The organism is Enterobacter bugandensis, from assembly GCF_900324475.1.
Lineage (GTDB): Bacteria > Pseudomonadota > Gammaproteobacteria > Enterobacterales > Enterobacteriaceae > Enterobacter > Enterobacter bugandensis.
In genome coordinates this window covers 2445280-2471077 of the sequence record NZ_LT992502.1, presented here as the reverse complement: position 1 = coordinate 2471077, position 25798 = coordinate 2445280, and the positions used below count along the sequence as shown (strand labels likewise).

Annotated in this window: 23 protein-coding genes and 2 pseudogenes; 14 read left to right on the top strand and 11 right to left on the bottom strand. The window is 58.0% G+C overall.

Features of this window, described 5'->3' with window-relative positions; translation table 11 throughout:
• Positions 1-49: 49 nt before the first annotated feature.
• A complete protein-coding gene (locus DG357_RS12015) occupies positions 50-937 on the bottom strand; it encodes a LysR family transcriptional regulator (protein WP_088205502.1) in 888 nt (295 codons plus the stop codon).
• 108 nt (positions 938-1045) lie between these two features.
• Here DG357_RS12015 and DG357_RS12010 point away from each other — a divergent pair, with 108 nt between their 5' ends.
• Positions 1046-1444 (top strand): (R)-mandelonitrile lyase, encoded by a 399-nt coding sequence (locus tag DG357_RS12010; protein WP_045260619.1) that lies wholly within the window; start codon positions 1046-1048, stop codon positions 1442-1444.
• Here the strand turns inward: DG357_RS12010 and DG357_RS22945 are convergent.
• Complete coding sequence (locus DG357_RS22945; RefSeq protein ID WP_159087779.1) at positions 1441-1584, bottom strand: hypothetical protein; 144 nt, start codon at positions 1582-1584, stop codon at positions 1441-1443. The two genes, DG357_RS12010 and DG357_RS22945, sit on opposite strands and share 4 nt — an antisense overlap.
• Positions 1585-1646: 62 nt before the next feature.
• Between DG357_RS22945 and DG357_RS12005 the strand changes: the two genes are divergently transcribed.
• The 11 genes and pseudogenes from DG357_RS12005 (at position 1647) to DG357_RS11950 (ending at position 11926) form a co-directional block, all read left to right on the top strand.
• Complete coding sequence (locus DG357_RS12005) at positions 1647-2186, top strand: AAA family ATPase (protein ID WP_028013284.1); 540 nt, start codon at positions 1647-1649, stop codon at positions 2184-2186.
• Between the two features lie 110 nt (positions 2187-2296).
• Positions 2297-3298 carry an LLM class flavin-dependent oxidoreductase gene (locus DG357_RS12000; protein WP_088205501.1) on the top strand — a complete coding sequence of 334 codons (1002 nt, stop codon included), beginning with the start codon at positions 2297-2299 and terminating at the stop codon, positions 3296-3298.
• Complete coding sequence (locus DG357_RS11995) at positions 3295-4416, top strand: amidohydrolase (protein ID WP_028013282.1); 1122 nt, start codon at positions 3295-3297, stop codon at positions 4414-4416. The genes DG357_RS12000 and DG357_RS11995 overlap by 4 nt, the downstream gene beginning before the upstream one ends.
• 16 nt (positions 4417-4432) lie before the next feature.
• A pseudogene (locus DG357_RS23130) lies at positions 4433-6696 on the top strand (NtaA/DmoA family FMN-dependent monooxygenase).
• A gap of 9 nt (positions 6697-6705) precedes the next feature.
• Positions 6706-7215, top strand: coding sequence for a GNAT family N-acetyltransferase (locus DG357_RS11980; protein WP_028013279.1), 510 nt, complete (start codon positions 6706-6708; stop codon positions 7213-7215).
• Positions 7216-7224: 9 nt separating this feature from the next.
• Positions 7225-8151: an amino acid ABC transporter permease gene (locus tag DG357_RS11975; protein WP_088205499.1), complete on the top strand. Its 927-nt coding sequence runs from the start codon at positions 7225-7227 to the stop codon at positions 8149-8151.
• Positions 8135-8908, top strand: coding sequence for an amino acid ABC transporter ATP-binding protein (locus DG357_RS11970; RefSeq protein WP_023292311.1), 774 nt, complete (start codon positions 8135-8137; stop codon positions 8906-8908). Before DG357_RS11975 ends, DG357_RS11970 begins: the two co-directional genes overlap by 17 nt.
• A gap of 9 nt (positions 8909-8917) precedes the next feature.
• Positions 8918-9805, top strand: coding sequence for an ABC transporter substrate-binding protein (locus DG357_RS11965; RefSeq protein ID WP_088205498.1), 888 nt, complete (start codon positions 8918-8920; stop codon positions 9803-9805).
• Between the two features lie 41 nt (positions 9806-9846).
• Positions 9847-10464, top strand: coding sequence for a glutathione S-transferase family protein (locus DG357_RS11960; RefSeq protein WP_041909801.1), 618 nt, complete (start codon positions 9847-9849; stop codon positions 10462-10464).
• A gap of 37 nt (positions 10465-10501) precedes the next feature.
• Positions 10502-10732 (top strand): tautomerase PptA, encoded by a 231-nt coding sequence (pptA, locus tag DG357_RS11955; RefSeq protein WP_045630478.1) that lies wholly within the window; start codon positions 10502-10504, stop codon positions 10730-10732.
• A gap of 192 nt (positions 10733-10924) precedes the next feature.
• Complete coding sequence (locus tag DG357_RS11950) at positions 10925-11926, top strand: Kdo(2)-lipid IV(A) acyltransferase (protein ID WP_088205497.1); 1002 nt, start codon at positions 10925-10927, stop codon at positions 11924-11926.
• Positions 11927-11951: 25 nt separating this feature from the next.
• Here DG357_RS11950 and DG357_RS11945 read toward each other — a convergent pair whose 3' ends face one another.
• The gene (locus DG357_RS11945; RefSeq protein ID WP_048958324.1) at positions 11952-12266 is read right to left on the bottom strand and encodes an ArsR/SmtB family transcription factor; all 315 of its coding nucleotides are present in this window, start codon (positions 12264-12266) and stop codon (positions 11952-11954) included.
• A gap of 160 nt (positions 12267-12426) precedes the next feature.
• On the opposite strand from DG357_RS11945, the gene fusA reads away from it, so the two are divergent.
• Complete coding sequence (fusA, locus tag DG357_RS11940) at positions 12427-14526, top strand: elongation factor G (protein ID WP_088205496.1); 2100 nt, start codon at positions 12427-12429, stop codon at positions 14524-14526.
• Between the two features lie 68 nt (positions 14527-14594).
• Here the strand turns inward: fusA and DG357_RS11935 are convergent, their stop codons facing one another.
• A complete protein-coding gene (locus tag DG357_RS11935; protein WP_197710702.1) occupies positions 14595-15089 on the bottom strand; it encodes a DUF3828 domain-containing protein in 495 nt (164 codons plus the stop codon).
• A gap of 126 nt (positions 15090-15215) precedes the next feature.
• Positions 15216-15788 carry a flavin reductase family protein gene (locus tag DG357_RS11925; protein WP_028013271.1) on the bottom strand — a complete coding sequence of 191 codons (573 nt, stop codon included), beginning with the start codon at positions 15786-15788 and terminating at the stop codon, positions 15216-15218.
• A 108-nt stretch (positions 15789-15896) separates the two neighbouring features.
• Here DG357_RS11925 and nhoA point away from each other — a divergent pair, with 108 nt between their 5' ends.
• Complete coding sequence (gene nhoA / locus DG357_RS11920) at positions 15897-16742, top strand: N-hydroxyarylamine O-acetyltransferase (RefSeq protein WP_088205495.1); 846 nt, start codon at positions 15897-15899, stop codon at positions 16740-16742.
• Positions 16743-16821: 79 nt separating this feature from the next.
• Here the strand turns inward: nhoA and narI are convergent, their stop codons facing one another.
• The 6 genes and pseudogenes from narI to DG357_RS11890 form a co-directional block, all read right to left on the bottom strand.
• Positions 16822-17502: a respiratory nitrate reductase subunit gamma gene (gene narI, locus DG357_RS11915; RefSeq protein WP_088205494.1), complete on the bottom strand. Its 681-nt coding sequence runs from the start codon at positions 17500-17502 to the stop codon at positions 16822-16824.
• Positions 17499-18194, bottom strand: a complete 696-nt coding sequence (gene narW, locus DG357_RS11910; protein ID WP_048958314.1) for a nitrate reductase molybdenum cofactor assembly chaperone — start codon at positions 18192-18194, stop codon at positions 17499-17501. The genes narI and narW overlap by 4 nt, the downstream gene beginning before the upstream one ends.
• The gene (narH, locus tag DG357_RS11905; protein WP_008501747.1) at positions 18194-19738 is read right to left on the bottom strand and encodes a nitrate reductase subunit beta; all 1545 of its coding nucleotides are present in this window, start codon (positions 19736-19738) and stop codon (positions 18194-18196) included. Before narH ends, narW begins: the two co-directional genes overlap by 1 nt.
• Positions 19735-23473 (bottom strand): annotated as a pseudogene (locus DG357_RS11900) (nitrate reductase subunit alpha). Before DG357_RS11900 ends, narH begins: the two are co-directional and overlap by 4 nt.
• Before the next feature lie 67 nt (positions 23474-23540).
• A complete protein-coding gene (locus DG357_RS11895; protein ID WP_088205492.1) occupies positions 23541-24926 on the bottom strand; it encodes a NarK family nitrate/nitrite MFS transporter in 1386 nt (461 codons plus the stop codon).
• A gap of 209 nt (positions 24927-25135) precedes the next feature.
• A complete protein-coding gene (locus DG357_RS11890; RefSeq protein WP_028013266.1) occupies positions 25136-25711 on the bottom strand; it encodes a TetR family transcriptional regulator in 576 nt (191 codons plus the stop codon).
• Positions 25712-25798 lie beyond the last annotated feature (87 nt).

The window sequence follows — 25798 nt, the reverse complement described above, 5'->3', positions numbered from 1 at the left end:
TTTATTTAATCATCAGATTCCCTTAATTATTACCAGATGGTATAAATTTTTACTGCCGCAGGGCATCGAGAAGCAACCTGAACGCGGTTGTGTGCTGTCGACGGCTTGGATAATACAGGTGATATCCTTCAAACGTGGGGCACCAGGACTCAAGGACCCTGACGAGCCGTCCGTACTGAAGGGCGTCCAGGACCGAGGACTCGGGCACGTAGGCTAATCCGAGGCCACTCTCCGCCGCGTCGATGCGCTGCGACAGATTACTCAGTGTAAGCTGTCCTTCAACCCGCACCCGAAGCTCGCGCCCGTCGCGCTCAAACTCCCAGTCATACACTGCCCCTCGGGTGGGCAGGCGGAGATTGATACAGCGGTGTTCACCCAGCTGCTCCGGCACGAGCGGCACGCCAAAACGAGCCAGGTAATCCGGGGAGCCGACGACCGCCATGCGCATGTCCGGCGCTATCCGCACCGCAATCATATCTTTTGCCACCTGTTCACCCAGGCGTACCCCCGCGTCGAAGCGGCCATCGACGATATCTGTCAGGCCGTTGTCGACCATCACTTCGACGTTGATTTCAGGATACTGCAGCATAAAAGCCTTCAGTGCCGGCCAGAGCACGGCGTCCATCGCGTGCTCGCCGGCGACGATGCGGATAGCGCCTGCGGGTTTGTCGCGGGTGCTGCAAAGCGCCGTGAGTTCCTGTTCGATCTCCTGCAGATGCGGGCTGAGGCGCGAAAAGAGCTGCTCACCCGCGGGTGTCGGAACCACGCTGCGGGTTGTGCGGGTTAACAGGCGAACGTCTAATCGCGCTTCAAGCTTGCGCATCGCATGACTCAGTGCCGATTGCGAGACGCCCAGCTGCGCCGCTGCGCGCGTAAAGCTGCGCTCGCGGGCCACTACCATAAAGGAGAGCAGGTCGTTGAAATTATCTTTTAGCATTGCGGTTCTATTTATGAATTTCAGTCATGTGTTCTATCTCATTATGTACCCTAATGCTCCAGAATGCTTTGCGCTACTGTTAACGCAACAGTCAACAAGGAGCAAAAGATGAAAATTATCCGCAGCGGTTCATTACCTTCAGCAACGGGCCCGGAGGCCTGGTTTACCGGCGCTGTTCGCATTGACGCGCCCTTTCAGGCGAGCGAACCTGCCAGCGTCGGCGGGGCAACCGTGACCTTTGAGCCGGGGGCGCGCACGGCCTGGCATACGCATCCCCTGGGACAAACGCTGATTGTGACGCAGGGGCGCGGCTGGTTACAGGCGTGGGGCGAAGAGGCGGAAATCCTGAATCAGGGCGATATCGCCTGGATCCCACCCGGCGTGAAGCACTGGCACGGCGCAAGTGCGCAAACGGCGATGACGCATATCGCCATCGCCGAAGCGGTAAACGGCAGCCCGGTAACGTGGCTGGAAAAAGTGACCGACGAACAGTACCCGAACGGCTAACCGCCAAAAACGGCAATCGCCTGCTGCAGGCGCGGTTGATCAAACAGCAGCACCAGACTGGCCAGCTGCAGACGTTTCTCAGGGAATAAATAGACTGCCAGACAGGAGAATAACACCGCCGCGGTAATACCAGGAAGCATTTCGTTAACAGAATGAAAACGTTATGATTCGGTCTCATTTTCGTAAATACAGGGAGGCTGAGGTGAAAATTAACGTGATCGGAACCAGCGGAAGTGGAAAAAGCACGCTGGCGAAGCAGATTGCGACCGAACTGGCTATTCCCTATATCGAGATGGACAGACTCTACTGGCGACCCGAATGGCAGGGAACGCCGGACGATGAGTTTCAGGAAAAGCTTGAGCAGGTGCTACAGGCGTCGCCAGACTGGGTACTCGACGGCAACTATAACCGCACGCGGCCCGTTAAATGGCGTAATGTAGACGTTGTCGTGTGGGTGGATTATGGGTTTGTCCGCACCCTCTGGCAGGCCGTCAACAGGGCAATCAAACGGGCCTGGCATAAACACGAGCTTTGGCCCGGAACCGGGAACAAAGAGAGTTTCCGGCGCGCGTTCTTCAGTAAAGAGTCGATTCTCATCTGGACGATGAAAACGTGGCGTAACAACCGCACGCGTTATGAAGCCGATCTGCAAAACCCGCAATATGGGCATATCCGCTTCGTCCATATTACCCGCCGCGGGCAGGCGGAAACGCTGATTGCCGCCTTAAAATCTTATTCTTAGTAGGGTTTTATATATCTGATTTCCGGCAAACCAAATGTAAATTAATTGTTTCTCAGTGGTGAAATACGCCTTTAATAATGTCGACATGTTAAGTCAAACGAGAACGCAACATGTCATGGCGAATCAGCATTCTGGATAAAAGCCCCATCGCTGAAAATGAAACGGCTGCCGATGCGCTGGCGCGGACGTTAGCGCTGGCGCAACAGGCAGAAAATCTGGGCTATCACCGCTTCTGGATTGCCGAACACCACAACACTCCCCATCTTGCTAGCCCTTCGCCGGAGCTGCTGATTGCCTGGATCCTCGGGCAAACCAAGCGCATTCGCGTCGGATCCGGCGGCGTAATGCTTCAACACTACAGCCCTTATAAAGTCGCCGAGAACTTCAACGTGCTGGCCGCGCTGGCGCCGGGTCGCGTGGATCTGGGCGTCGGGAAAGCCCCCGGTGGGCTACCGCTCTCGACCCGCGCGCTGCAGCCTGGCTTGCATCCACAGGAAAAAGGCAGCTTTGCCGAACAGCTGACCCAGCTCGATCGCTGGATCCGCCCTGAAAACCAGTCGGCGGAAGAGGCCGTTCGCGCCACGCCGTTGCCGCCGGTCCCTGCACAAGGTTTCCTGCTGGGGGCCAGCACCGAAAGCGCGCTGCTCGCCGCATCGCTCGACTGGCACTTCGTCTTTGCCGCGCACCTGAACGGCGATCCGGAGCTGCTGCGCGAGGTGGTATCGATCTGGCGGAAGAACAGCGCGCGGGAGGTGATTGTGGCGGTGCAGGCGATTGTCGCGCCGACCCAGGCCGAAGCGGACGCGCTGGCGCAGAAGGTCGAAGTGTGGGGCGTTGAGCTGGCAAACGGCCAGCGCGTAACCGTCGCCAGCGAGGAGCAGGCCTACGCCTTTGCCCGTCAGGCGGGGAGCGAGCCGGTGCGCATTGCCCGTCGGGCCCAGTCGCTGCTGGCGGGCACGGCTGAGTCGGTGCTGGAACAGCTTAACGCGCTGCACGAACAGTGGGGCATTGACGAATTTATCATCGACACGCCGGTCGCGGAGGGGGCAACGCGCGTCGCGTCTCTGCGTCTGCTGGCTGAGGCGCGTCTTAACAGGGAGGTCACCGTATGAGCTTCGGCGAACAACTGATTGCCTGGCGTCGTGAGCTGCACCGGAACCCGGAGCTGTCCGGCCAGGAAGTGGAGACCACCGCGCGCCTGCGCCAGTGGCTGACGAATGCCGGTATTCCCCCACAGCCTTACGATCTGCCGACCGGGCTGGTGGCGGAAATTGGAACCGGTAGCAAGCTGATTGCGCTGCGGGCAGACATTGATGCCCTGCCAATTGAAGAGCGCAGCGGCGTGCCGTTTAGCTCGCAGCATGCAGGCGTGATGCACGCCTGCGGACACGATATCCACACCAGCGTGATCCTCGGCGCCGCGTTAAAGCTCAAAGAGCGGGAAGCCTCACTTAACGGCCGGGTGCGTATCCTGTTTCAACCTGCCGAAGAGAACTTTGGCGGTGCGAAGAGCATGGTGCGTGCCGGTGCCCTGCGTGACGTCAGCGCCATTTTCGGCATGCACAACGAGCCCGGCCTGCCGGTCGGTGAGTTCGCCACCCGCGGCGGACCGTTTTATGCCAACGTCGATCGCTTCGTGATCCGCATCACCGGCAAGGGCGCACATGCGGCCCGCCCGCACGAAGGCAACGACGCCATTGTGCTGGCGAGCCAGCTGGTGACGGCGCTGCAAAGCGTCGCCAGCCGCAACGTCAACACGCTGGATTCGGTGGTGCTGAGCGTGACGCGCATCGCAGGGGGTAACACCTGGAACGTGCTGCCCGAAAGCGTCGAGCTGGAGGGCACGCTTCGCACCCACCGCACGGAGGTGCAGCAGAACGTGAAGGCCCGCGTGGGCGAAATCGCCGCCGGGTTTGCCAGCGCCTTCAGCGCGCAGATCGACATCACCTGGTATGCCGGGCCCACCGCGCTGGTGAACGACGAGCGCTGGGCCGACTTCGCCACCTCGGTCGCGCGTGAGGCCGGTTATGAAACCCGGCACGCGGAACTGCATATGGGCGGGGAAGATTTTGCGGTCTACCTGCAGTCTGTTCCCGGCGCGTTTGTCAGCATCGGCAGCAACAGCCCGTATGGTTTACATCACCCGGCGTTTAATCCTGACGAAGCCCTGATTGAGCCCGCAGCCCGCTATTTTGCACAGCTGGCGGAAAAAGCCCTGCAACACGTTTAATTCTGGAGAGGTAAATATGTCTGCAAATCGTCAACTGCGGCTTGGGACCATTTTGCATGGTGCATCGGGCAATATGTCCGCCTGGCGTCATCCGGCGGCGGTCGCGGATGCCAGCATTAATTTTGAATTTGTAAAAGAGACGGCGTTAAAAGCGGAGGAGGGCAAACTCGATTTTTTATTCGTTGCCGACGGTCTTTATATAAATGAGAAATCCATTCCGCATTTTTTAAACCGCTTTGAGCCGTTAACGGTATTATCCGCGCTGGCAAGCATCACCACGCGGCTGGGGCTGGTGGGAACATTATCCACCTCCTACAGCGAACCCTTTACCACAGCGCGCCAGTTCGCCAGCCTCGATCATCTGAGCAACGGACGTGCGGGCTGGAACGTGGTGACTTCGCCGCTGGAAGGGTCGGCAAAGAACTTCTCGCGCGAAAAACACCCCGAGCATGCGCTGCGCTATCGCATTGCGGATGAGTATCTCGACGTGGTGAAAGGGCTGTGGGACTCCTGGGAAGGCGACGCGTTTATCCGCAACAAAGAGAACGGTCAGTTTTTTGACCCGGCCAGGCTGCATACGCTCGATCACCACGGTGACTTCTTCCAGGTCGCCGGTCCGCTGAATATTGGTCGCACCCCGCAAGGGCGTCCGATTGTTTTTCAGGCGGGCGCGTCGGACGACGGGAAAAAGCTGGCGGCAAAACATGCCGACGCCATTTTCACTCATCACGAAACGCTCGACGAGGCAAAAGCGTTTTACCGCGACGTGAAGCAGCAGCTGGAAACAAACGGCCGCCGCGCGTCAGATTTACATATCTTCCAGGGCGTCAGCGTGATTGTCGGTAAAGACGCCGATGACGTAGAAAACCAGTATCAAACCACGGCGGCGCTGGTGTCGGTTACCGATGCCCTCAATTACCTCGGGCGTTATTTTGAACATCACGATTTCAGCCAGTATCCGCTCGACGAGCCGTTCCCGGATATCGGTGACTTAGGCAAAAACAGCTTCCGCAGCACCACCGATGAAATTAAGCGAAATGCCCGCGAGCGCAACTTAACCCTGCGCCAGGTGGCGCTTGAGGCCGCATCGCCGCGCCCGCGCTTTTCCGGCACGCCGGAGGAGGTCGCCGACGGTCTGCAGGCCTGGTTTGAAGGCTATGCCGCAGACGGCTTCATCATCCAGGGCGGTACGCCGGATACCTTTCCGCGCTTTGTTGACCAGGTGGTGCCCGTTTTACAGGCCCGCGGCCTGTTCCGCACCGACTACCCGGGAACCACGCTGCGCGAAAGCCTTGGCTTAGACCAACCGAAAAACCAGTTCACACAACAATAAAAGAGAACTCCGCTATGCAAAAAACATCGCTTATTCTGGCGCTCGCGCTGGCCTTTACCCCTGCCGTCTGGGCAGAGAATGTGAACATTAACGGCACCGGCGTGAGCATCGAGGCCAATAAAACGCCGATCAATACCGCCAAAAACAGCGATGCAGTGGCGCAGCTGCCGAAAGATTATCGCTTCGCCGTGCCGGGGAAATTTACCGTGGCGGTGGCGGGCCTCAATCAACCGCCGCTGACGGTATTTTCCGACGACAACAAAACGCTGCTCGGGAGTGAAGTTGACGTCGCCCGTCTGGTGGCCGACAGCCTCGGGCTTGAATTGAACGTGGTGCCAACGTCGTGGGAAGACTGGCCGCTGGGTGTGGCGTCCGGAAAATACGATGCCGCCATCAGCAACATTACCGTTACCAAAGCGCGCAAAGAGAAGTTTGATTTCGCTACCTACCGTAAGGACTCCCTCGGCTTCTACGTGAAATCGACCAGCCCGATCGAATCGCTTCAGAAGGCTGAGGACATCGCCGGGCTGCGGATTATCGTCGGCTCCGGCACCAACCAGGAGGCCATCCTGCTGGCATGGAATGCTGAAAACCTGAAGAAGGGGCTGAAACCGTTTACGCCGATCTACACTAAAGACGATGCGGCGCAAACGCTGGCGCTCCAGTCCGGGCGCGCGGATGCCTACTTTGGCCCGAACGTGATTGGCGCATGGAAGGCGGCGCTGAACGGGAAAACCAAACTGGTGGGTAGCGTCGACGGCGGCTGGCCGAAGGCGGCGCACATTGCGGTGACGCTGAAGAAAGGCAGCGGGCTGGTTGAGCCGGTGCAAACCGCGCTGAACGGCGTCATCAAAAACGGCGATTACGACAAAGTGCTGAACCGCTGGGGGGAAGGCGTTGAGCGTATTCCGCAGTCAGAAGTGAATCCTGATGGCCTGGGTGATTAAGGAGGCGCTATGCGTGAACAATTTCGTGACGTTTCACCGGAAGATGCCGAACTTCAGCCCATTATCGAGGGGCTGTTCGGTGAATATGCCGCCCGCTACGGTGACTACTTCTCTAAAGACGCGGAAGTGGAACTCACCGAGTGGTATTTAGCGCCGCAGGGGCTGTTTATCGTCCTGGAGCGTGACGGAAAAATCATCGCCACCGGTGCGTACAAACCCTTCGACGAACGCACCGCGGAAATCAAGCGCATCTGGACGGACAAAACCCTGCGTCAGCAGGGGCTTGCCGGACGCGTAGTGCAGGAGCTGGAGCGCAGGGCGGTGCTGGCAGGTTACAGCCAGATCTACCTGACAACCGGTTTTCGCCAGCCGGAAGCGGTCAGGCTCTATCTCAGCCAGGGCTACCAGCCACAGTTTGATCTGAACCGGGATCCGGAAGAGTACAGCCAGCCGCCGTTTGATGGTCGGCTGCGCTTCACTAAAACGCTGGTACGCGAAGCGTTCAGTAAAACCGCATGAGGAATGACGATGAGCAACGTTGAAACCATTAAGGTGGTCCCGGCGCGTTATCCGCTGCGGACCGTCGGCGCCGCGGTGGCGCTGTTTGTCCTGGCGATCGTGATCCAGTCCGTCGCTTTCAACCCGCGCTGGGAGTGGGCGGTGTTTGCCCGCTGGTTCTTCGACCCGGTTATTCTCGAAGGCGTAGGGCAGACTCTGCTGCTTACCCTGATCGGTACCGCGCTGAGCGTGGTGTTGGGCGGCATGCTGGCGCTGGCGAGACTCTCCTCGTCATGGCTGCTGAGCAGCCTGGCGTGGGGCTATATCTGGCTGTTTCGCTCGCTGCCGCTGATCGTGGTGCTGATCATTCTCTACAACTTTTCCTATCTCTACGACACGCTCTCCCTCGGCGTGCCGTTCACCAGCATTAGCTGGGGCAGTTTTGAGACCATTAACGTGCTCGGGCAGTTCTCCACCGCCGTGGTGGGGCTGACGCTGGTGCAGAGCGCCTACACCGCAGAGATTATTCGCGGGGGTTTCCTCGGGGTGGATCACGGCCAGTATGAAGCGGCCGCCGCGCTTGGCCTGCCGGCCTGGCGACGTACGGTGCGCATCATTTTGCCTCAGGCGCTGCGTACCATTCTGCCGTCCGGGTTCAATGAAATTATCAGCCTCGCCAAGGGGACGGCGATGGTCTATGTCCTGGCAATGCCGGAGCTGTTCTATACCATCCAGATGATCTACAACCGCACGCAGGAGGTGATCCCGTTGCTGATGGTCGGTGCCGCGTGGTACCTGGTGATTACCACCGTCTTGTCCGCTATTCAGTACGGTGTTGAACGCGCACTCGCCCGCAGCGAACGCCGCTCTGCGGTTAATCAGAACCGCGCCGCCCGTCGCACCCGTTCCGTCACCACCACGCCATCACAGGAGCCTATCCATGCAAGCCTCTCCTGAAGGACATATCTCGATTACCGGCGTCAGCAAGTATTTTGGTCGCCATAAGGCGCTCGACAACGTTTCGCTTGAGATCCCGCCCGGTTCCGTGACGGTCATTCTCGGGCCCTCAGGCTCGGGCAAATCGACGCTGCTGCGCACCATTAACCATCTGGAGCGCGTCGACGAAGGCTTTATTCAGATCGACGGGGACTACATTGGCTACCGTCGTCAGGGCGACAAGCTCTATGAGCTGAAGGAGAAAGAGATCCTCAAGCAGCGCGTCAACGTGGGCTATGTGTTTCAGAACTTCAATCTCTTTCCTCACCTTACGGTGCTGGAAAACCTGATTGAGGCGCCCATCGCGCATAAGAAGCTCAGCAAAAAAGAGGCGGTGGAAAGAGCGTACAGCCTGCTGGACGTGGTTGGGCTACGGGATAAAGCCGATGCCTGGTCTCGCCATCTCTCCGGCGGGCAGCAGCAGCGCATTGCGATTGCCCGCGCGCTGGCGTTACGCCCCCGCGTGATGCTGTTTGATGAACCTACCTCGGCGCTGGATCCGGAGCTGGTGGGAGAGGTGCTGGACGTGATCAAAAAACTGGCCCGGTCCGGCACTACGCTGGTGGTGGTCACCCACGAGATCGGCTTTGCCCGCGAGGTGGCGGATCAGGTGGTGTTTATGGTCGACGGGAAAATCGTGGAGCAGGGCAGCAGCGACGCGGTATTGAACCGTCCGTCGCATGCGCGAACGCGCCAGTTCCTGTCAAAAGTGCTGTAAGGAGCGCAGATGAAATACGGACTTCTGGCGGGGCTGGTCTTCACAACGGCAAGCCACGCCAGCATCGATCTGAAAGCCAACGAGCAGCCGCTGCCGGTGACGGTGGATCGGCAGGCCGTGGCGAAGATCCCCGCCGGTTATAAATTCGTTGAGCCGGGTACGCTGACGGTCGCCGTCTCGATGCTGAACTCCCCGCCGCTGGCGCTGCTGGCCAGCGATAACCGCACGCGGATTGGCAGCGACCCGGATATCGCCCGCCTGCTGGCGGGCAGCCTGGGGCTGAAGCTAAAGCTGGTGCCAACGGCGTGGGAAGACTGGCCGCTGGGCATCGCTTCCGGGCGCTACGACGTGGCGCTGGTGAACATTGCGGTGACCGAACAGCGTAAAGAGAAGTTTGATTTTGCGACCTACCGCGTCGATTCGTTGGCGTTTTCAGTGAAGTCCACCAGCGAGATTCAATCAATCAAAAGCGCGGAAGATCTGGCCGGAAAAAAGGTGATTGTCGGCTCGGGCACCAATCAGGAGCGCATCCTGCTGGGCTGGAACGAAGAGAATAAAAAGGCGGGGCGAGCGCCTGCGCTGCCGGTCTATCTCCACGACGATGCCTCGGGCAATCTCTATATCCAGTCCGGCAGGGCGGACGTGTTCTTTGGCCCTCAGTCGGTTTCAGCTTACAAAGCGGCGCTCACCGGCAAAACCCGCGTGGTCGGTTTAGGTCCGAAAAAAGCTTATGTCGCCACCACGACCAAAAAAGGCAATGGGCTGGTGTACGCGCTGCAGGCCGCGCTGAACGGGGCGATTGAGCGCGGAGAGTACCAGAAAGTGCTGGCGCGCTGGGGCGAACAGGGCGAAGCGGTGGCGCAATCGGAGGTCAACCCGCCTGGGATAACCTACTAATGGTGCTCTACACTTAGGATTTTCACTCCTGAGGGGGCAACATGATGAAACTCTATGGCGTACCCGGCTGGGGCTCGGCAATCAGTGAAGTGATGCTGACCCTGGCTGATATCCCTTATCAATTTGTGAACGTTGACGGGTTTGACCAGCCCGGCCCGCAGCGTGAACTGCTGCAAAAACTCAACCCGCTGTGCCAGGTGCCCACGCTGGAGCTGGAAAATGGCGCCATCATGACCGAAACGGCGGCGATTGCTCTGATGGTGCTCGACCGTTGTCCCGATCTCGCCCCGCCCGTGGGGCAGGCCGAGCGTCAGCAGTTTCAGCGTCTGCTTATCTGGTTTGTGGCGAACGTCTATCCCACCTTTACCTATGCCGATTATCCCGAACGCTGGGTGCCTGATGCGCCGGAACAGCTGCAGAAAAACTGCATTGAGTACCGGAAATCCCTCTATCTGTGGTTTGAAAATCAGCTTAAGGCCGCGCCGTTTGCGCTGGGTGAACGGCTGACGCTGCTGGATGTGTATATTGCGGTGGCGCGCACCTGGGGGCCTCGCCATGAGTGGTTTGCGACAAATACGCCGAAGCTTACGGCGATTGCGGATACCGTGTGTCAGCTGCCGGAACTGCACAAGGTGTTAAAGGCAAACAACATTATCTGATAACGTGGATTGCTCACACATAACAGGAAGCCTGCATATGCCACACGTAGATATCAAATGTTTTCCCCGCGATCTTAACGACGAGCAAAAAAACGCGCTGGCGGCAGATATCGCCGAGGTGATAATTCGCCATTTCAACAGCAAAGACGGTTCAGTATCGGTGGCGTTGAACCAGGTAAACCCGGAAGACTGGAAGGCACAGGTCTGGGATACCGAAATCGGACCGAAGCTGGACGAGTTGATTAAAAAGCCCGGGTATTCAATGTAATCTTTCGCCGGGTGAGGTCATCGTCTTACCCGGTTTCTCCTGCCGCTTACGCCTTCTTTTCGCAAAAAACGATAAAACTAAGTTTTATCTGATCCGTTACACTTAACGTTCATGACCGACATTTAATCAATCCTTAGGAAAGATCGACAACAGAATCAATTAAGGACAGTCACATTAAAGGATAATTTTCTCATGACAAAATTACCCCGGTTTTCACCTGCTTTTTTCCACCCGCGATACTGGCTAAGCTGGACAGGCATCGCCGCCCTGTGGCTTATCATGCTGCTGCCTTACCCGCTGTTGTTCAGACTCGGACACGCTCTGGGCCGTTTAGCCATGCGCCTTCTACCGCGCCGTGTCGAGATTGCCCGCCGTAATCTGGAACTGTGCTTCCCGCAGATGGAAGCACAAGCGCGTGAATCTTTGCTGCAGCGAAATTTTGAATCCGTGGGAATGGGGGTTATCGAAACCGGCATGGCGTGGTTCTGGCCTGAATGGCGGGTGCGTAAATGCTTTACCGTGCGCGGTTACGAACATATGGAGCAGGCCAGGGCGCAGGGAAAGGGCGTGGTGCTGGTTGGCATGCATTTTCTGACGCTTGAGCTGGGCGCGCGGATATTTGGCATGCTTAACCCCGGTATTGGGGTTTATCGTCCCAACAATAATGCGCTCCTGGACTGGCTACAAACGCGCGGTCGTCTGCGTTCGAATAAAACCATGCTGGATCGTCATGATTTAAAAGGCATGATCCGTGCCCTGAAGCAGAATGAAATTCTCTGGTACGCGCCGGATCATGACTATGGCAAAGCCAACAGCGTGTTTGCGCCATTCTTCGCCGTCCCGGATGCCGCCACGACGGCGGGCAGCTATATGCTGGTCAAAAGCGCTAAGCCTGCGGTTATTCCGTTTGTGCCACGCCGCAGAGAGGACGGTACAGGGTACGAGCTGATTATTCTTGAAGATATCAGCGCGTCATTGCAGGGTGCGGATAAAGAGTCTGTTGCAACCCAGATGAACCGGGCGATCGAGCGCGCGGTGCTGATGGCGCCGGAGCAGTATATGTGGCTGCACCGTCGTTTCAAGACGCGTCCTGAGGGCGTGCCGGACAGATATGCCCGTAAAAAAATCTCCGCGCCCCCTCGGGCTGGCTTAACCGACGATGAATTCTCGCAGCAGTCGGGCATGCAGCACTAAAACGCCACGCAAAAGGCTGCTGGAGCTAGTTTCCGGCAGCGCTTTTGACCTTTAGCAGTATTTCCATCAGCCCGGGAAAACGGGCATCCAGATCCTCCCGACGCAGTGAAATCATATTTTCTCGTCCCTGCGGACGCTGCCAGATGACCCCACTGTCGCGCAACACGCGCCAGTGGTGGGTCATCGTGGACTTCACCACATCTTCCGGGCGCAGCGCGTTACAGCTGAGTTCGCTGCCGTCGGCGAGCCGGCGAATAATCGATAGCCGGAGCGGGTTGCCGAGGGCAAACAGCACATTTTCCAGCAGTATTTGTTCAGTTTCAGGGTGGTTAGGGATCATCGTTTTCCTGCGCGTGATGTCAGATTGAGCTATATCAACAATAGGTCAACCCTTAAAAAATAGTTCGATAATACTCGTACAATAGGACTATTATAGCAAACGAACCAATGCACGACCATCCCGGTCGTCACAAACACGTCATAGTGACTAAGGAAATATCATGCCCCGACCCATTCCTCTCGAACGTTATCGCAACATCGGTATCTCCGCGCATATCGATGCCGGTAAAACCACCACCACTGAGCGCATCCTGTTTTATACCGGGATGAGCCACAAGTTAGGTGAAGTACACGATGGCGCGGCAACCACCGACTGGATGGCGCAGGAGCAAGAGCGCGGGATCACCATTACGTCCGCGGCGGTCAGCTGCTTCTGGCCAGGCATGGACAGAGGCTTTGAGCCGCACCGGATCAACATCATCGACACCCCGGGGCACGTGGACTTCACCATCGAGGTGGAGCGTTCCATGCGCGTGCTCGACGGCGCGGTGATGGTGTATGACTCCGTGGGTGGCGTGCAGCCGCAGTCGGAAACCGTCTGGCGTCAGGCCAATAAATATCACGTACCGCGTCTGGCCTTCGTCAACAAAATGGACCGTCCGGGTGCCGATTTCTTCCGCGTCGTGCGGATGATGCAGGAGCGCCTGAAGGCCAATCCGGTGCCGATTGTCATCCCGGTGGGTGCCGAAGATCATTTCACCGGCGTGGTGGATCTCATCAAGATGCGCACCATTCTGTGGGACGATGCGACGCAGGGTATGGTGTTTACCTATGCCCCCGTGCCGGACGATTTAGTCAGTACCGCCCAGGAGTGGCGGGAAAAAATGGTCTCCGCGGCGGCGGAAGCCAGCGATGAACTGATGGACAAATACCTGGAAACGGGCGACCTGACGGAGGCGGAAATTATCCAGGGGCTGCGCATTCGCACTATCTCGGGCGAAATCCAGCCGATGCTGTGCGGCAGCGCCTTTAAAAACAAAGGCGTGCAGCGCATGCTGGATGCGGTGATTGAGCTGATGCCGTCGCCGCTTGACGTGCCAGCCATTGACGGCGTGGATGAAAAAGGGCAGCACGCGGAGCGTCATCCGAGTGATGATGAGCCGTTCTCGGCGCTGGCGTTCAAGCTGATGAGCGACCCGTACGTCGGGCAGCTGACCTTTATCCGGGTCTACTCTGGCGTGCTGCGCAAAGGCGACGCGGTCTATAACCCGGTGAAAGAGAAGAAAGAGCGCATCGGGCGCATCGTGCTGATGCATGCCAACGATCGCCATGAGGTGGACGAACTGCGCGCGGGCGATATCGCGGCCTGCGTGGGGCTGAAGGACGTGACCACCGGTGACACGCTCACCGATCCGAACGCCGTCATTACGCTTGAGCGCATGGAGTTCCCGGATCCGGTGATCTCGCTGGCGATTGAGCCGAAAACCAAAGGCGATCAGGAGAAAATGGGCATTGCGCTGCAGCGTCTGGCGGCGGAAGACCCGTCTTTCCGCCTGCACACTGACGAGGAGTCCGGTCAGACCATTATCTCCGGGATGGGTGAGCTACACCTCGAGATTATCGTCGACCGCATGAAGCGTGAGTTTGGCGTCGAGGCGAACATTGGTCGTCCGCAGGTAACCTACCGGGAAACCCTGCGCAAGGCGGTGAAGGATATTGAAGGGAAATTTGTCCGACAGTCCGGCGGGAAAGGGCAGTACGGTCATGTGGTCCTGAGCCTGGAGCCGCTGGAGCCCGGAAGTGGCTTTGTATTTGAAGATGCCACCAAGGGCGGTGTGGTGCCGCGCGAGTATATCCCGTCCGTGGAGAAAGGGCTGCGGGAAGCGATGAACAGCGGCGTGCTGGCGGGCTATCCGGTCGTCGATGTTAAGGCGACGCTGACGTTTGGCTCGTATCACGACGTCGACTCCTCGGAGATGGCGTTCCGCATGGCGGCGATCCTCGGCTTCAAGGAGGGCGCTCGCAGGGCGGATCCGGTGATCCTTGAGCCGATCATGCACGTGGAAGTGGAAACGCCGGAAGAGTACGCCGGGAACATCATGGGCGATCTCTCTTCCCGCCGCGGCATGGTGCAGGGAATGGCGGAGCAGTACGGAAGCCAGATTATCCGCGCCGATGTGCCGCTGGCCGAGATGTTTGGCTACGCCACCACGCTGCGCTCGATGTCCCAGGGACGCGCGACGTACACGATGGAGTTCCATCATTTTGCAGAGGCACCGCGAAATGTGGCGGATGAGATTATTGCGCGGCGTGCGAAGTAGTTAATTAATTGCACATGGTAGTCGGTGGGCTACCATGTGCTTTTTTTACGACACGGAGATTACCCATGTTATTTAATTAGCGTTGCCGAGCGGACTTTCCATTTCCCTTGTTCTTCAATAAGACAATCTGCAACAACGTGATCTTGCTTCTTACCAAACGCGATATAAACGGTTGTGCAAACGGCGTCAAAATCAGAGTGCAGGATGGTTATCTGATTCCAGTCCTCATCCCAATCCTGTGATTTGATGAACATATCCGTATCGGGCATGTCTTTTTCGTTACTTTCTCCTGAGTACATTTCTTTAATTGCATTAATTGTCCCTGACGCAACGTATTCATTCATGATGTCTGGATTCAGAACGGGCGGTTTGTCCTCATTTAGCTGAGCCATATACCACTGATTGAATTTTAGCGCTGCCAGCCCTGGGGCATTGGCGCTTTCAGCGACCGCGAGCGGAGACAGGGCAAGAAGGAAAAAGACGTAGTGAGCACAATACCCCGTGCTCTTCGGTTGGGCGTGTGATTTAGCATATGAGATTGCGCCATCTTTATTCCATGTCATTGATATTTCCTTAACGCGAGAGTGCTAATGCTGCAACTCAGGAAATATCCTCCGTTTTAGAACGCAATAGTAAACATAAAATGCCATAGAAATTCGCTATAATTCAGTAGGATATAATTTAGGAAATCAATCCAGCGCCTTCACCATCTTTCCGCTCGCCACAAACGTCCCAGCCCCTAAATGATGCAGGGTATTCAACTTATCCCCGTCAAACTGCCAGCGCCCGGCGACAAACGCGCGCTCATCGGCTGCCGCTGAAACCACTTCTCCAAACAGCGTGTCGTATTTCTCTGCCGCAGAGGTGACGGGAAGTAATCGGCACTCCATCCACGCCAGACATTTTTCTTCAATCACCGGCAGCCCGAGCTCAGGGCCGTTCACGACCGGGATCCCGTAGCAGTTGAATTTGTCCTCGTCGCGCCCGCTGACGCTGCCGACAGCGTATGTCCAGTTAGCTGCCGCCACGCCGGGGATGACGATGCCAAACTTCCCGCTGTGCTCAATCAGCTCACGTGACCAGGTACTTTTATCCACCACAATCGCGATGCGCGGCGGTTCAAACTCAACGGGCATTGACCATGCGGCGGCCATAACGTTACGTCTGTCCAGGGTTTCATCGCGGCTGGTGATCAGCACGGTAGGGCCGTGGTTCAGCAGACGGCTGGCATGACGTAATTCAACAGGGCGAAAGTGGCTCATAGGATCTCCTCATCTGTAACGATGAGTATGACGAAAAAGCACGTAAATCAAAGTGAGTGCGTAAAATTAGTTTATAAACAGAACATCACAATCAAAGGAAAATGATGTATGTCCCCCTTTCTGACTGACTATTTTGCCCGCATTGGGTGGGCGCAACCGACACGGGTTGATATCGAAACCCTGCGCGCGCTGCATTTACACCACAACTGTGCGATCCCGTTCGAAAATATTGATGTCGTCCTGCCGCGCGAAATCCATCTTGACGATCAATGTCTGGTCGACAAGCTGGTGACGGCGCGACGCGGAGGATATTGCTTTGAGCAAAACGGCCTTTTCGAGCGCGTGTTGCGTGAAGTCGGGTTTAACGTGCGCAGCGTGCTGGGGCGGGTCGTACTGGCAAATCCATCGCAGATGCCGCCGCGCACGCACCGCCTGCTGCTGGTTGAGCTGAACGGCGAGCGCTGGATTGCCGACGTGGGGTTTGGTGGACAGACGCTGACGGCGCCGATTCGCCTGCTCGCCAACGAGGAACAGGAAACCCCGCACGGCATGTACCGTCTTCTGAGCGAGGGTAACGACTGGGTATTACAGTTCCGTCACCACGAGCACTGGCAGTCGATGTACCACTTTGACCTGACGACGCAGTATTTCAGCGATTACGTGATGGGGAACTTCTGGTCGGCGCACTGGCCGCAGTCCCATTTTCGTCATCATCTGCTGATGTGTCGCCACCTGCCGGACGGCGGCAAGCTGACGCTGACTAACTTCAACTTTACCCACTGGCAGAACGGTCACGTGGAGGAGCAGATCCATTTGCCGGATGCGGAGGCGCTGTATAAGCTGATGCAGGAGCGGTTTGGCCTTGGCGTTGATGATCCGAAGCACGGCTTTACACTGGCCGAGCTGACGGCAGTGATGGCGGGGTTTGATACGCATCCGCAGGCAGGGAAATAGCCCGGTGACGGCTACGCCTTACCGGGCCTACGGGAGTGTGAACGTAGGTCGGGTAAGGCGAAGCCGCCACCCGACAAAATCAACGGCGCGATCTCACCACCTGATACCGACGGGTAAAGTACTCAAACGGCGCGCTCCACACGTGTACCAGACGGGTGAACGGGAAGATGAGGAAGATCGTCATCCCCAGCACCAGATGCACGCGGAAGATCGGCGCGACGCCGCTCAACATCTCCGACGAGCCCCCCTTAAACGTTACGATCCCCTGCGCCCAGCCGACCAGCTTCATCATCTCGCTTCCGTCAGGATATTGCGCGGAGAAAGGAATGGTCGACAGCCCCAGGATGCACTGAAGCAGCAGGATACTCATGATGATAATATCCGGCGTGGTGGACGTGGCGCGTACCCGCTGGTTGAAGAGGCGGCGGATCAGCAGCATTGACCCACCAATCAGCGTCAGTACGCCGCAAATGCCTCCCGCAATCATGGCCAACTGCTGTTTAACCGCGACGGGTAAAAACCAGGCGTACATCCAGTGCGGGGTTAACATGCCGAACAGGTGCCCGAAGAAGATCCCCAGAATCCCGATATGAAACAGGTTAGAGGCCCAGTTCATCCCGCGCTTGCTGAGCATCTGGCTCGATGAGGCCCGCCAGGTGTACTGCCCGTAGTCGTAGCGCAGCCAGCTGCCGAGGAAAAAAACGGTAGCACAGATATACGGGTAAATATCATAGAAAAACACGTTCAGGTAATACGTCATTTTGGGCCTCCGGCGCTGACGTCTACGTACTGCGGCGCAACGTCCTGGCTAAAGCGTCGTTGATATTGCTGCATCGGCGAACTGTCGCACGATGTGGCGTTGTCTTCGATAAACTTCACCTGTTCCTCTTCCCATACGGCGTCCAGGGCCTGACGGGTATCATCCCGTTTTTCACCGGACACCTGCTTCGCCACGCTGTCGCTGGAAAGCCGTGTACCGGCCATCGTCAGCAGGGCGTCAAACAGCTGGTAATGCGCCACGCCGCGCTGCTTGAGGCGACCACCAATCAGCGCAAGGATCGGCGCGACATTTTGCAATCCTTCACGCGCCTCGTCGTCGGTGACGAGGCTTAGGTATTCCAGGTAGAGCGGCAGATAGTCGGGCAGCTCGCGGCAGTCCAGCTCCAGCCCGGCTTTCTCATACTGGCTCATCAGATCGACCATCGCCTGACCACGATCGCGGGACTCGGCGTGAACGTGCTCGAACAGCAGCAGCGACGTTGCGCGCCCGCGTTCAAACACTTCGCACCATTCGGCCTGTTTATCCAGCAGCGGGGCGCTCAGGTGCTGCCGGGCAAACGGCAGCAGCATGGGCGCGTCCTGCTCAACCAGGGAAAGCGCCTCATCGCGGTTTTCCCACAGCAGCTCATCGGGATACTCAATCAGCAGCGCGATGATTTTAAGGATCTGCATTATTCTCCCTCCCCGTGTTCGCGCACCTCGGTGATGTTAATCGCGTCGATGCGGCTGCTGTTGAAGAGGTTGAATTTGGTGTCGGAGCCGTGGCAGCCGTCGCCAAAGGTGAAGCCGCAGCCGTTTTTCTCCGGGAAGGCGTCGCGCGCCATTTCGCGGTGGCTGGTCGGGATCACGAAGCGGTCTTCGTAGTTAGCGATGGCGAGATAGCGGTACATCTCCTCAACCTGCGCTTCGGTCAGGCCCACTTCCTCAATGGCGCGGGTATCGGTCACGCCTTCCACGGTCTGGGAGCGTTTATAGTGACGCATCGCCATCATGCGCTTCAGGGCACGCAGCACCGGGCCGGTATCGCCCGCGCTGAGCATGTTTGCCAGGTACTGCACCGGAATGCGCAGGCTTTCCACGGCAGGCAGGACGCCGTCACTCTGCGGCAGGCCGCCCGCATCCGCGTAGGACTGAATCGGCGACAGCGGCGGCACGTACCAGACCATCGGCAGGGTGCGGTATTCCGGATGCAGCGGCAGGGCCAGCTTCCAGTCCATCGCCATCTTGTAGACTGGCGAACGCTGGGCGGCATCAATCACGTTCTGTGGAATGCCCTGTTTCAGCGCTTCCTCAATCACCGCCGGATCGTTTGGGTTGAGGAACACGTCGCACTGGCGCTCGTACAGATCGGTTTCATGCTCGGTGCTGGCGGCCTCTTCAATACGGTCCGCGTCGTAGAGCAGCACGCCGAGATAACGGATGCGTCCGACGCAGGTTTCCGAGCAGACAGTCGGCTGGCCGGACTCAATGCGCGGGTAGCAGAAGATGCATTTTTCTGACTTGCCGCTTTTCCAGTTGAAGTAAATTTTCTTGTACGGGCATCCGCTGATGCACAGGCGCCAGCCGCGACATTTATCCTGGTCGATCAGCACAATGCCGTCCTCTTCGCGCTTGTAGATCGCGCCGCTCGGGCAGGTGGCCACGCAGCTCGGGTTCAGGCAGTGCTCGCACAGGCGCGGCAGATACATCATGAAGGTGTTTTCAAACTGGCCGTACATCTCCTTCTGGATCTTCTGGAAGTTGCGGTCGCGGGCGCGCTTTTCGAACTCGCCGCCCAGCAGTTCCTCCCAGTTTGGCCCCCAGACGATTTTGTCCATCCGCTTACCGTCGATCAGCGAGCGGGGGCGCGCGGTAGGGAGGTGATCCCCCTCCGGCGCGCGGTGCAGATCCTGATAGTCAAAGGTGAAGGGTTCGTAATAATCGTCAATCTGCGGCAGGACGGGGTTGGCGAAAATCTTCGACAGCACGCCCATTTTGCCGCCGAGGCGCGGCGTCAGCTTGCCGTGTATGCCGCGGATCCATCCGCCTTGCCACTCCTCCTGATCCTCCCAGTTTTTCGGGTAGCCAATCCCCGGTTTGGTCTCCACGTTGTTAAACCACGCATACTCCATCCCTTCGCGCCCGGTCCAGACGTTCTTGCAGGTGACCGAGCAGGTATGGCAGCCGATGCATTTATCGAGATTCAGAACCATGCCAACCTGTGAGCGTATTTTCATTTTTTCGCCTCCTGTACCTGATCCCGACCTTCGCCATCCAGCCAGTTAATGTTTTTCATTTTGCGGATCATGATGAACTCGTCGCGGTTCGAGCCGACCGTGCCGTAATAGTTGAAGCTGTACGCCAGCTGGGCATAGCCGCCGATCATGTGCGTCGGTTTTGGGCAGACGCGGGTGACCGAGTTGTGGATCCCGCCGCGCCGTCCGGTCACTTCTGACCCCGGAATGTTCAGGATGCGCTCCTGGGCGTGGTACATCATGGTCATGCCTGGCGGCACGCGCTGGCTGACCACCGCGCGGGCGGTGAGGGCGCCGTTGGCGTTGAAGGCTTCGATCCAGTCGTTGTCCTCTATGCCTAGCTCGCGGGCGTCGGTTTCGCTGATCCAGACGATGGGCCCCCCGCGCGACAGGGTCTGCATCAGCAGGTTTTCGCTGTAGGTGGAGTGGATGCCCCATTTCTGGTGCGGCGTCAGGAAGTTCAGCGCTTTTTCCGGGAAGCCGTTCGGCGGGATCTCGCGCATGTGGGTCACGCTGCGGGTATCAATCGGTGGGCGATAGCCACCAGGCTCTCCCCGAGGCGCGCATCCACGGATGATCCTGATACAGCTGCTGGCGACCAGACAGCGTGCGCCACGGGATCAGCTCGTGGACGTTGGTATAGCCCGCGTTATAGGAGACGTGCTCGCTCTCAAGGCCGGACCACGTCGGGCTGGAGATGATTTTGCGCGGCTGCGCCTGAATGTCGCGGAAGCGGATTTTCTCATCTTCCTTGTTCAGCGCCAGATGGGTGTGGTCGCGCCCGGTCAGTTCCCCGAGCGCTTCCCAGGCCTTCACCGCCACCTGTCCATTAGTTTCCGGGGCGAGGGCGAGGATCACCTCCGAGGCGTCAATGGCGGTTTCAATGCGCGGGCGGCCTTTCGCCGGGCCGTCGAGCTTGACGTAGTTCAGCTTGCCGAGGAAATCGACCTCGTTCTGCGTATTCCACGAAATGCCTTTCCCGCCGTTGCCGAGCTTGTCCATCAGCGGGCCGAGGGCGGTGAAGCGTTCGTAAGTTTCCGGGTAGTTACGCTCCACCACCGCGATGTTCGGCGCCGTTTTGCCAGGGATCAGGTCACATTCCCCTTTGTGCCAGTCCTGAATATCAAACGGCTGCGACAGCTCCGCCGGGGAGTCATGCTGCAGCGGCTGGAGCACCACGTCGGTTTCTGTGCCCAGATGGCCAACGCACACCTCGGAGAAGACTTTGGCGATGCCTTTGTAGATCTCCCAGTCGCTGCGCGATTCCCACGCCGGGTCAACGGCGGCGGAAAGCGGATGAATAAACGGGTGCATGTCCGAGGTATTCATGTCGTCCTTTTCATACCAGGTGGCGGTCGGCAGGACGATATCGGAGAACAGGCAGGTGCTGGACATGCGAAAATCGAGCGTCACCAGCAGGTCGAGTTTGCCCTCGATGGCGGCGGTTTGCCACTCCACCTCTTCAGGCTTCACGTCATCCGTTGAGCCTAAATCTTCACCCTGAATGCCGCTCTCGGTGCCGAGCAGGTATTTCAGCATGTACTCGTGGCCTTTCCCGGACGAGCCGAGCAGGTTAGAGCGCCAGACGAACAGGTTGCGCGGGTGGTTCTTGCCGTTGTCCGGCTGTTCGCAGGCGAAGCGGATATCGCCCGATTTCAACGCCTGAACGGTGTACTCCTGCGGCGTCATGCCCGCCGCGTCCGCACGCGCCTTGACGTGCAGCGGGTTGAGGTTGAGCTGCGGGGCCGACGGCAGCCAGCCCATGCGCTCGGCGCGAACGTTAAAGTCGATCAGATGTCCGGTGAACTTCGACGCGTCCGCCAGCGGGGAGAGCAGCTCCTGCGCGGTGAGCTTCTCGTAGCGCCACTGGCTGGCGTGGTTGTAGAAGAACGAGGTGCTGTTCATCTGGCGCGGCGGGCGGTTCCAGTCCAGCGCGAAGGCCAGCGGCAGCCAGCCGGTTTGCGGGCGCAGCTTCTCCTGGCCGACATAGTGGGACCAGCCGCCGCCGCTCTGCCCGACGCAACCGCAGAAGACCAGCATATTGATCATCCCACGGTAGTTCATGTCCATGTGGTACCAGTGGTTTACCCCGGCACCCAGAATGATCATCGAGCGACCGTGCGTTTTGTGCGCCGTGTCGGCGAACTCGCGGGCAATTTTTTCGATCAGGTACGCGGGCACGCCGGTGATCTGCTCGCCCCAGGCGGGCGTGTAGGCTTTGATCTGGTCATAGCTGTCTGCGGCGTTACTGTCTTCCAGGCCGCGATCGAGACCGTAGTTCGCCAGCACCAGATCGTAAACGCTGACCACTCGTTTCTGGCTGCCGTCGGCGAGCGTCAGGGTTTTGCTCGGCACGCGGCGCGTCAGCACCGGCTCCTGCTTCACGCTGCGAAAATGCGGGTTTTCGTTGCCGCCAAAGTAGGGGAAGGCGACGTCCGCCACGCTGTCGTGGGTAATCAGCAGGGAGAGTGTGAGTTCTGTTTCATGGCCCGCAGCCTGAGGCTCCAGGTTCCATTTGCCTTTTTCCCCCCAGCGGAAGCCGATCGAGCCATTTGGCACCACCAGGTTACCGGCGATATCGAAGGCGACGGTCTTCCACTCTGGGTTATTGGCTTCCCCCAGCCCGTCGACAAGGTCCGAGGCGCGCAGCATACGCCCAGGCACCACGCGGCCGTCAGCCTGCTCGTCCAGCAGCACGAGCATCGGCATGTCGGTGTAGCGGCGGCAGTAGTTAAGGAAGTAATCGCTCGGGTTATCGAGGTGGAACTCTTTGAGGATGACGTGGCCCATCGCCATGGCGAGGGCGCTGTCGGTGCCTTGTTTGGGGGACAGCCACTGGTCGCTGAGCTTGGCGACCTCCGAGAAGTCCGGCGTAATCGCAACGGTCTTGGTGCCTTTGTAGCGCACCTCGGTAAAGAAGTGGGCGTCCGGAGTACGCGTCTGCGGCACGTTCGAGCCCCAGGCAATGATATAGCTGGAGTTGTACCAGTCGGCGGACTCCGGCACGTCGGTCTGCTCGCCCCAGGTCATCGGCGACGCCGGCGGCAGGTCGCAGTACCAGTCGTAGAAGCTCAGGCAGGTGCCGCCCAGCAGGGAAAGATAGCGCGTTCCGGCAGCGTAGGAGACCATCGACATCGCCGGAATAGGCGAAAAACCGGCCACGCGGTCCGGGCCGTAGTTTTTGATGGTCCAGACGTTAGCGGCGGCGATCAGCTGGTTCAGCTCTTTCCAGTTTGAGCGGATAAACCCGCCTTTACCCCGCGCCTTCCTGTAGCTTTGCGCCTTTTGCGGATCGTTCTGGATGGCATCCCAGGCCAGAACCGGATCGGTATGCTGCGCCAGCGCCTCGCGCCAGAGCTCAATCAGCCTGCGGCGCACCAGCGGGTACTTAAGGCGGTTGGCGCTGTAGAGGTACCAGGAGTAGCTTGCGCCTCGCGGGCAGCCGCGCGGCTCGTGATTGGGCAGGTCAGGGCGGGTGCGGGGGTAGTCGGTCTGCTGGGTTTCCCAGGTCACCAGGCCGTTTTTGACATAAATCTTCCAGCTACAGGAGCCGGTACAGTTTACCCCGTGGGTGGATCGCACAATCTTGTCGAACTGCCAGCGCTGGCGGTAGCTGTCCTCCCAGTCGCGGTTGGTGTGATACACCTGCCCGTGCCCATCGGCGAAACTGTCGCCTTTTGTTTTGAAGTAACGGAAGCGGTCCAGCAGTTTGCTCATGACATTTCTCCTGCTTCGATAGCATGGCCGGAGTGCGATGCATCACGCTCCGGCGAAGATGTAGTTTTTATTTTTTTGAGGATTTACGGCCATACACCAGCCAGGTGACGAACACGCAGACGATGTAAAACACGAGGAAGACCTTCATGGCCCCAACCGGCGAACCGGTCATTGCCAGCGATGTGCCGAACGCCTTAGGGATAAAGAACCCGCCAACGGCACCGATGGCGGAGATAAAGCCCAGCGCGGCGGCGGTCTCCGTCACCGCTTCATGCTGCGCCTGCTCCTCCGTGCCGCCCTGCTTTTTGACGCGGTCGAGGGTGATTTGGCGAAAGATAATCGCGATCATCTGGAAGGTCGAACCGCTGCCCAGCCCGGCGGTGAGGAACAGGCCCATAAAGACCAGGTAGAAGGCGATAAAGCTGCCGGAGCCAGAGCCGGGGAGCGTCAGGAAGATCAGGGCGCTGAAGATAGCCATAAAGACGAAGTTAATCAGCGTGACGCGCACGCCGCCCAGCCTGTCAGAGACCATCCCGCCCGCCGAACGCGCCAGTGCGCCGATCAGGGGGCCAAAGAAAGCGAGGTGAAGGATGTTCACGTCCGGGAACTGGGTTTTCGACAGCATGGCAAAGCCCGCCGAGAAGCCGATAAACGAGCCGAAGGTAGCAAGATAAAGCAGGCTCAGCAGCCAGAGGTGAAAGCGCTTCAGTACCGGCAGCTGGCTGGCGATAGAGGCTTTAGAGCTGGCGATATCGTTCATGCCAAAAAACGCCGCAAGGGTTGCCAGCAGCAGCAGCGGCGCCCAGACCCAGGCCGCATTGGCCAGCCACATCGTTGAGCCATCCTCCTGCGGTACGCCGTGCACGCCGAGGAAGGTAAACATTGGCAGGAAAATCACCAGCGGAGCAAACAGCTGCATCACGCTGACGCCCAGATTTCCCAGCCCGCCGTTGATGCCCAGCGCGCTGCCCTGTCTGGCCTTCGGGAAGAAGAAGCTGATGTTACCCATGCTGGAGGCAAAGTTGGCCCCGGCAAAACCGCAGAGCAGGGCAATCACGATAAAGACCCAGTAAGGTGTCGCGGTGTCCTGAATGGCTATCCCCAGCCAGACGCAGGGGATAATCAGGATAACGGTGCTCAATACCGTCCAGTAGCGTCCGCCAAATATTGGCACCATAAACGAGTAGGGCACGCGCAATATCGCGCCAGAGAGTGAAGGTAATGCCGTTAGCATAAAAAGCTGATCGGTGGTGAAATTAAATCCGACTTTATTCAGATTGACCGCAACGGCGCTAAATAACATCCACACGCAAAACGCTAATAGCAGGCAAGCTACAGAAATCCATAGGTTTCTTCGTGCGATATGTTTTCCTTTATTCTCCCAAAATTGCGCGTTTTCAGGTTTCCAGTTACTCAACAGATGGGGATTACTTTTATCACTTTGTTGCGACATATCGCCCTCTTGCTTACCATGTTTGAGAGAAAAATGAAGTAAAAACAAAAAGATGATTAAAGAAGTGTTATTGGTTTTTTGGGATGCTTTGGGATACATCTGAAAGGATAGATAAAAAAGCGAACCCCCGAGATTAGAATGAAAATAAGGGCTCGCTTAATGTGTTACTAATTGTAACATTTTGCGTAATTTATACTCCTGAAGGAGTATTAAAACAATTCCAGCGTGATAAGTTTGTCGAGATGTTTATTAAATGCCGCATCGTCCATTTCAGGCATATTTAATACGGTGATCCCATCCAGGCCACAAACCAGCCCTATTAAACGCCATGCGATATTTTCCGCTCGATCGGTAAGCGTGAACGCGTTGGCATCAGCCCCGGCGCGGATAATCGCCACGGTTTCCTGATGCCACATCTCCATGGTCAGGACATAAGCCGCTTTGATCTCGGGATCACGGCTGGCGAGAATTTGGGCTTCCCGCCAAAGGCGAATGTAAGGTTCAAGCCCACCGTCGTCACTGCCGAGCATGCTGTGCAACCGTTCCCGCCAGCCCGCGTTTTCACCCACCACGTCGGCATCCAGCAGCTCGCGGATCACGCGCACAAACGCCAGCGATTTTAACTCGCCGCCGGAGGCAAAGTGGTGGTGGACCTGCCCGGTCGCGACGCCCGCTTCTGCGGCAATGCGCCGTACCGTCATGGCTGCCAGCCCCTCGGCCAGCGCCACGCGCATCGCGGCCTGTAAGATCGCTTCCCGCCGCTCTTCCTTGCTCAAATAGCGCATTTTTTCTCTACTCTCAATAAGACCGAAACGAGTGTAACAAAAAGCTGGACAGTCGTTCAACTTTACGTAGGATCGGATTCTGGACAT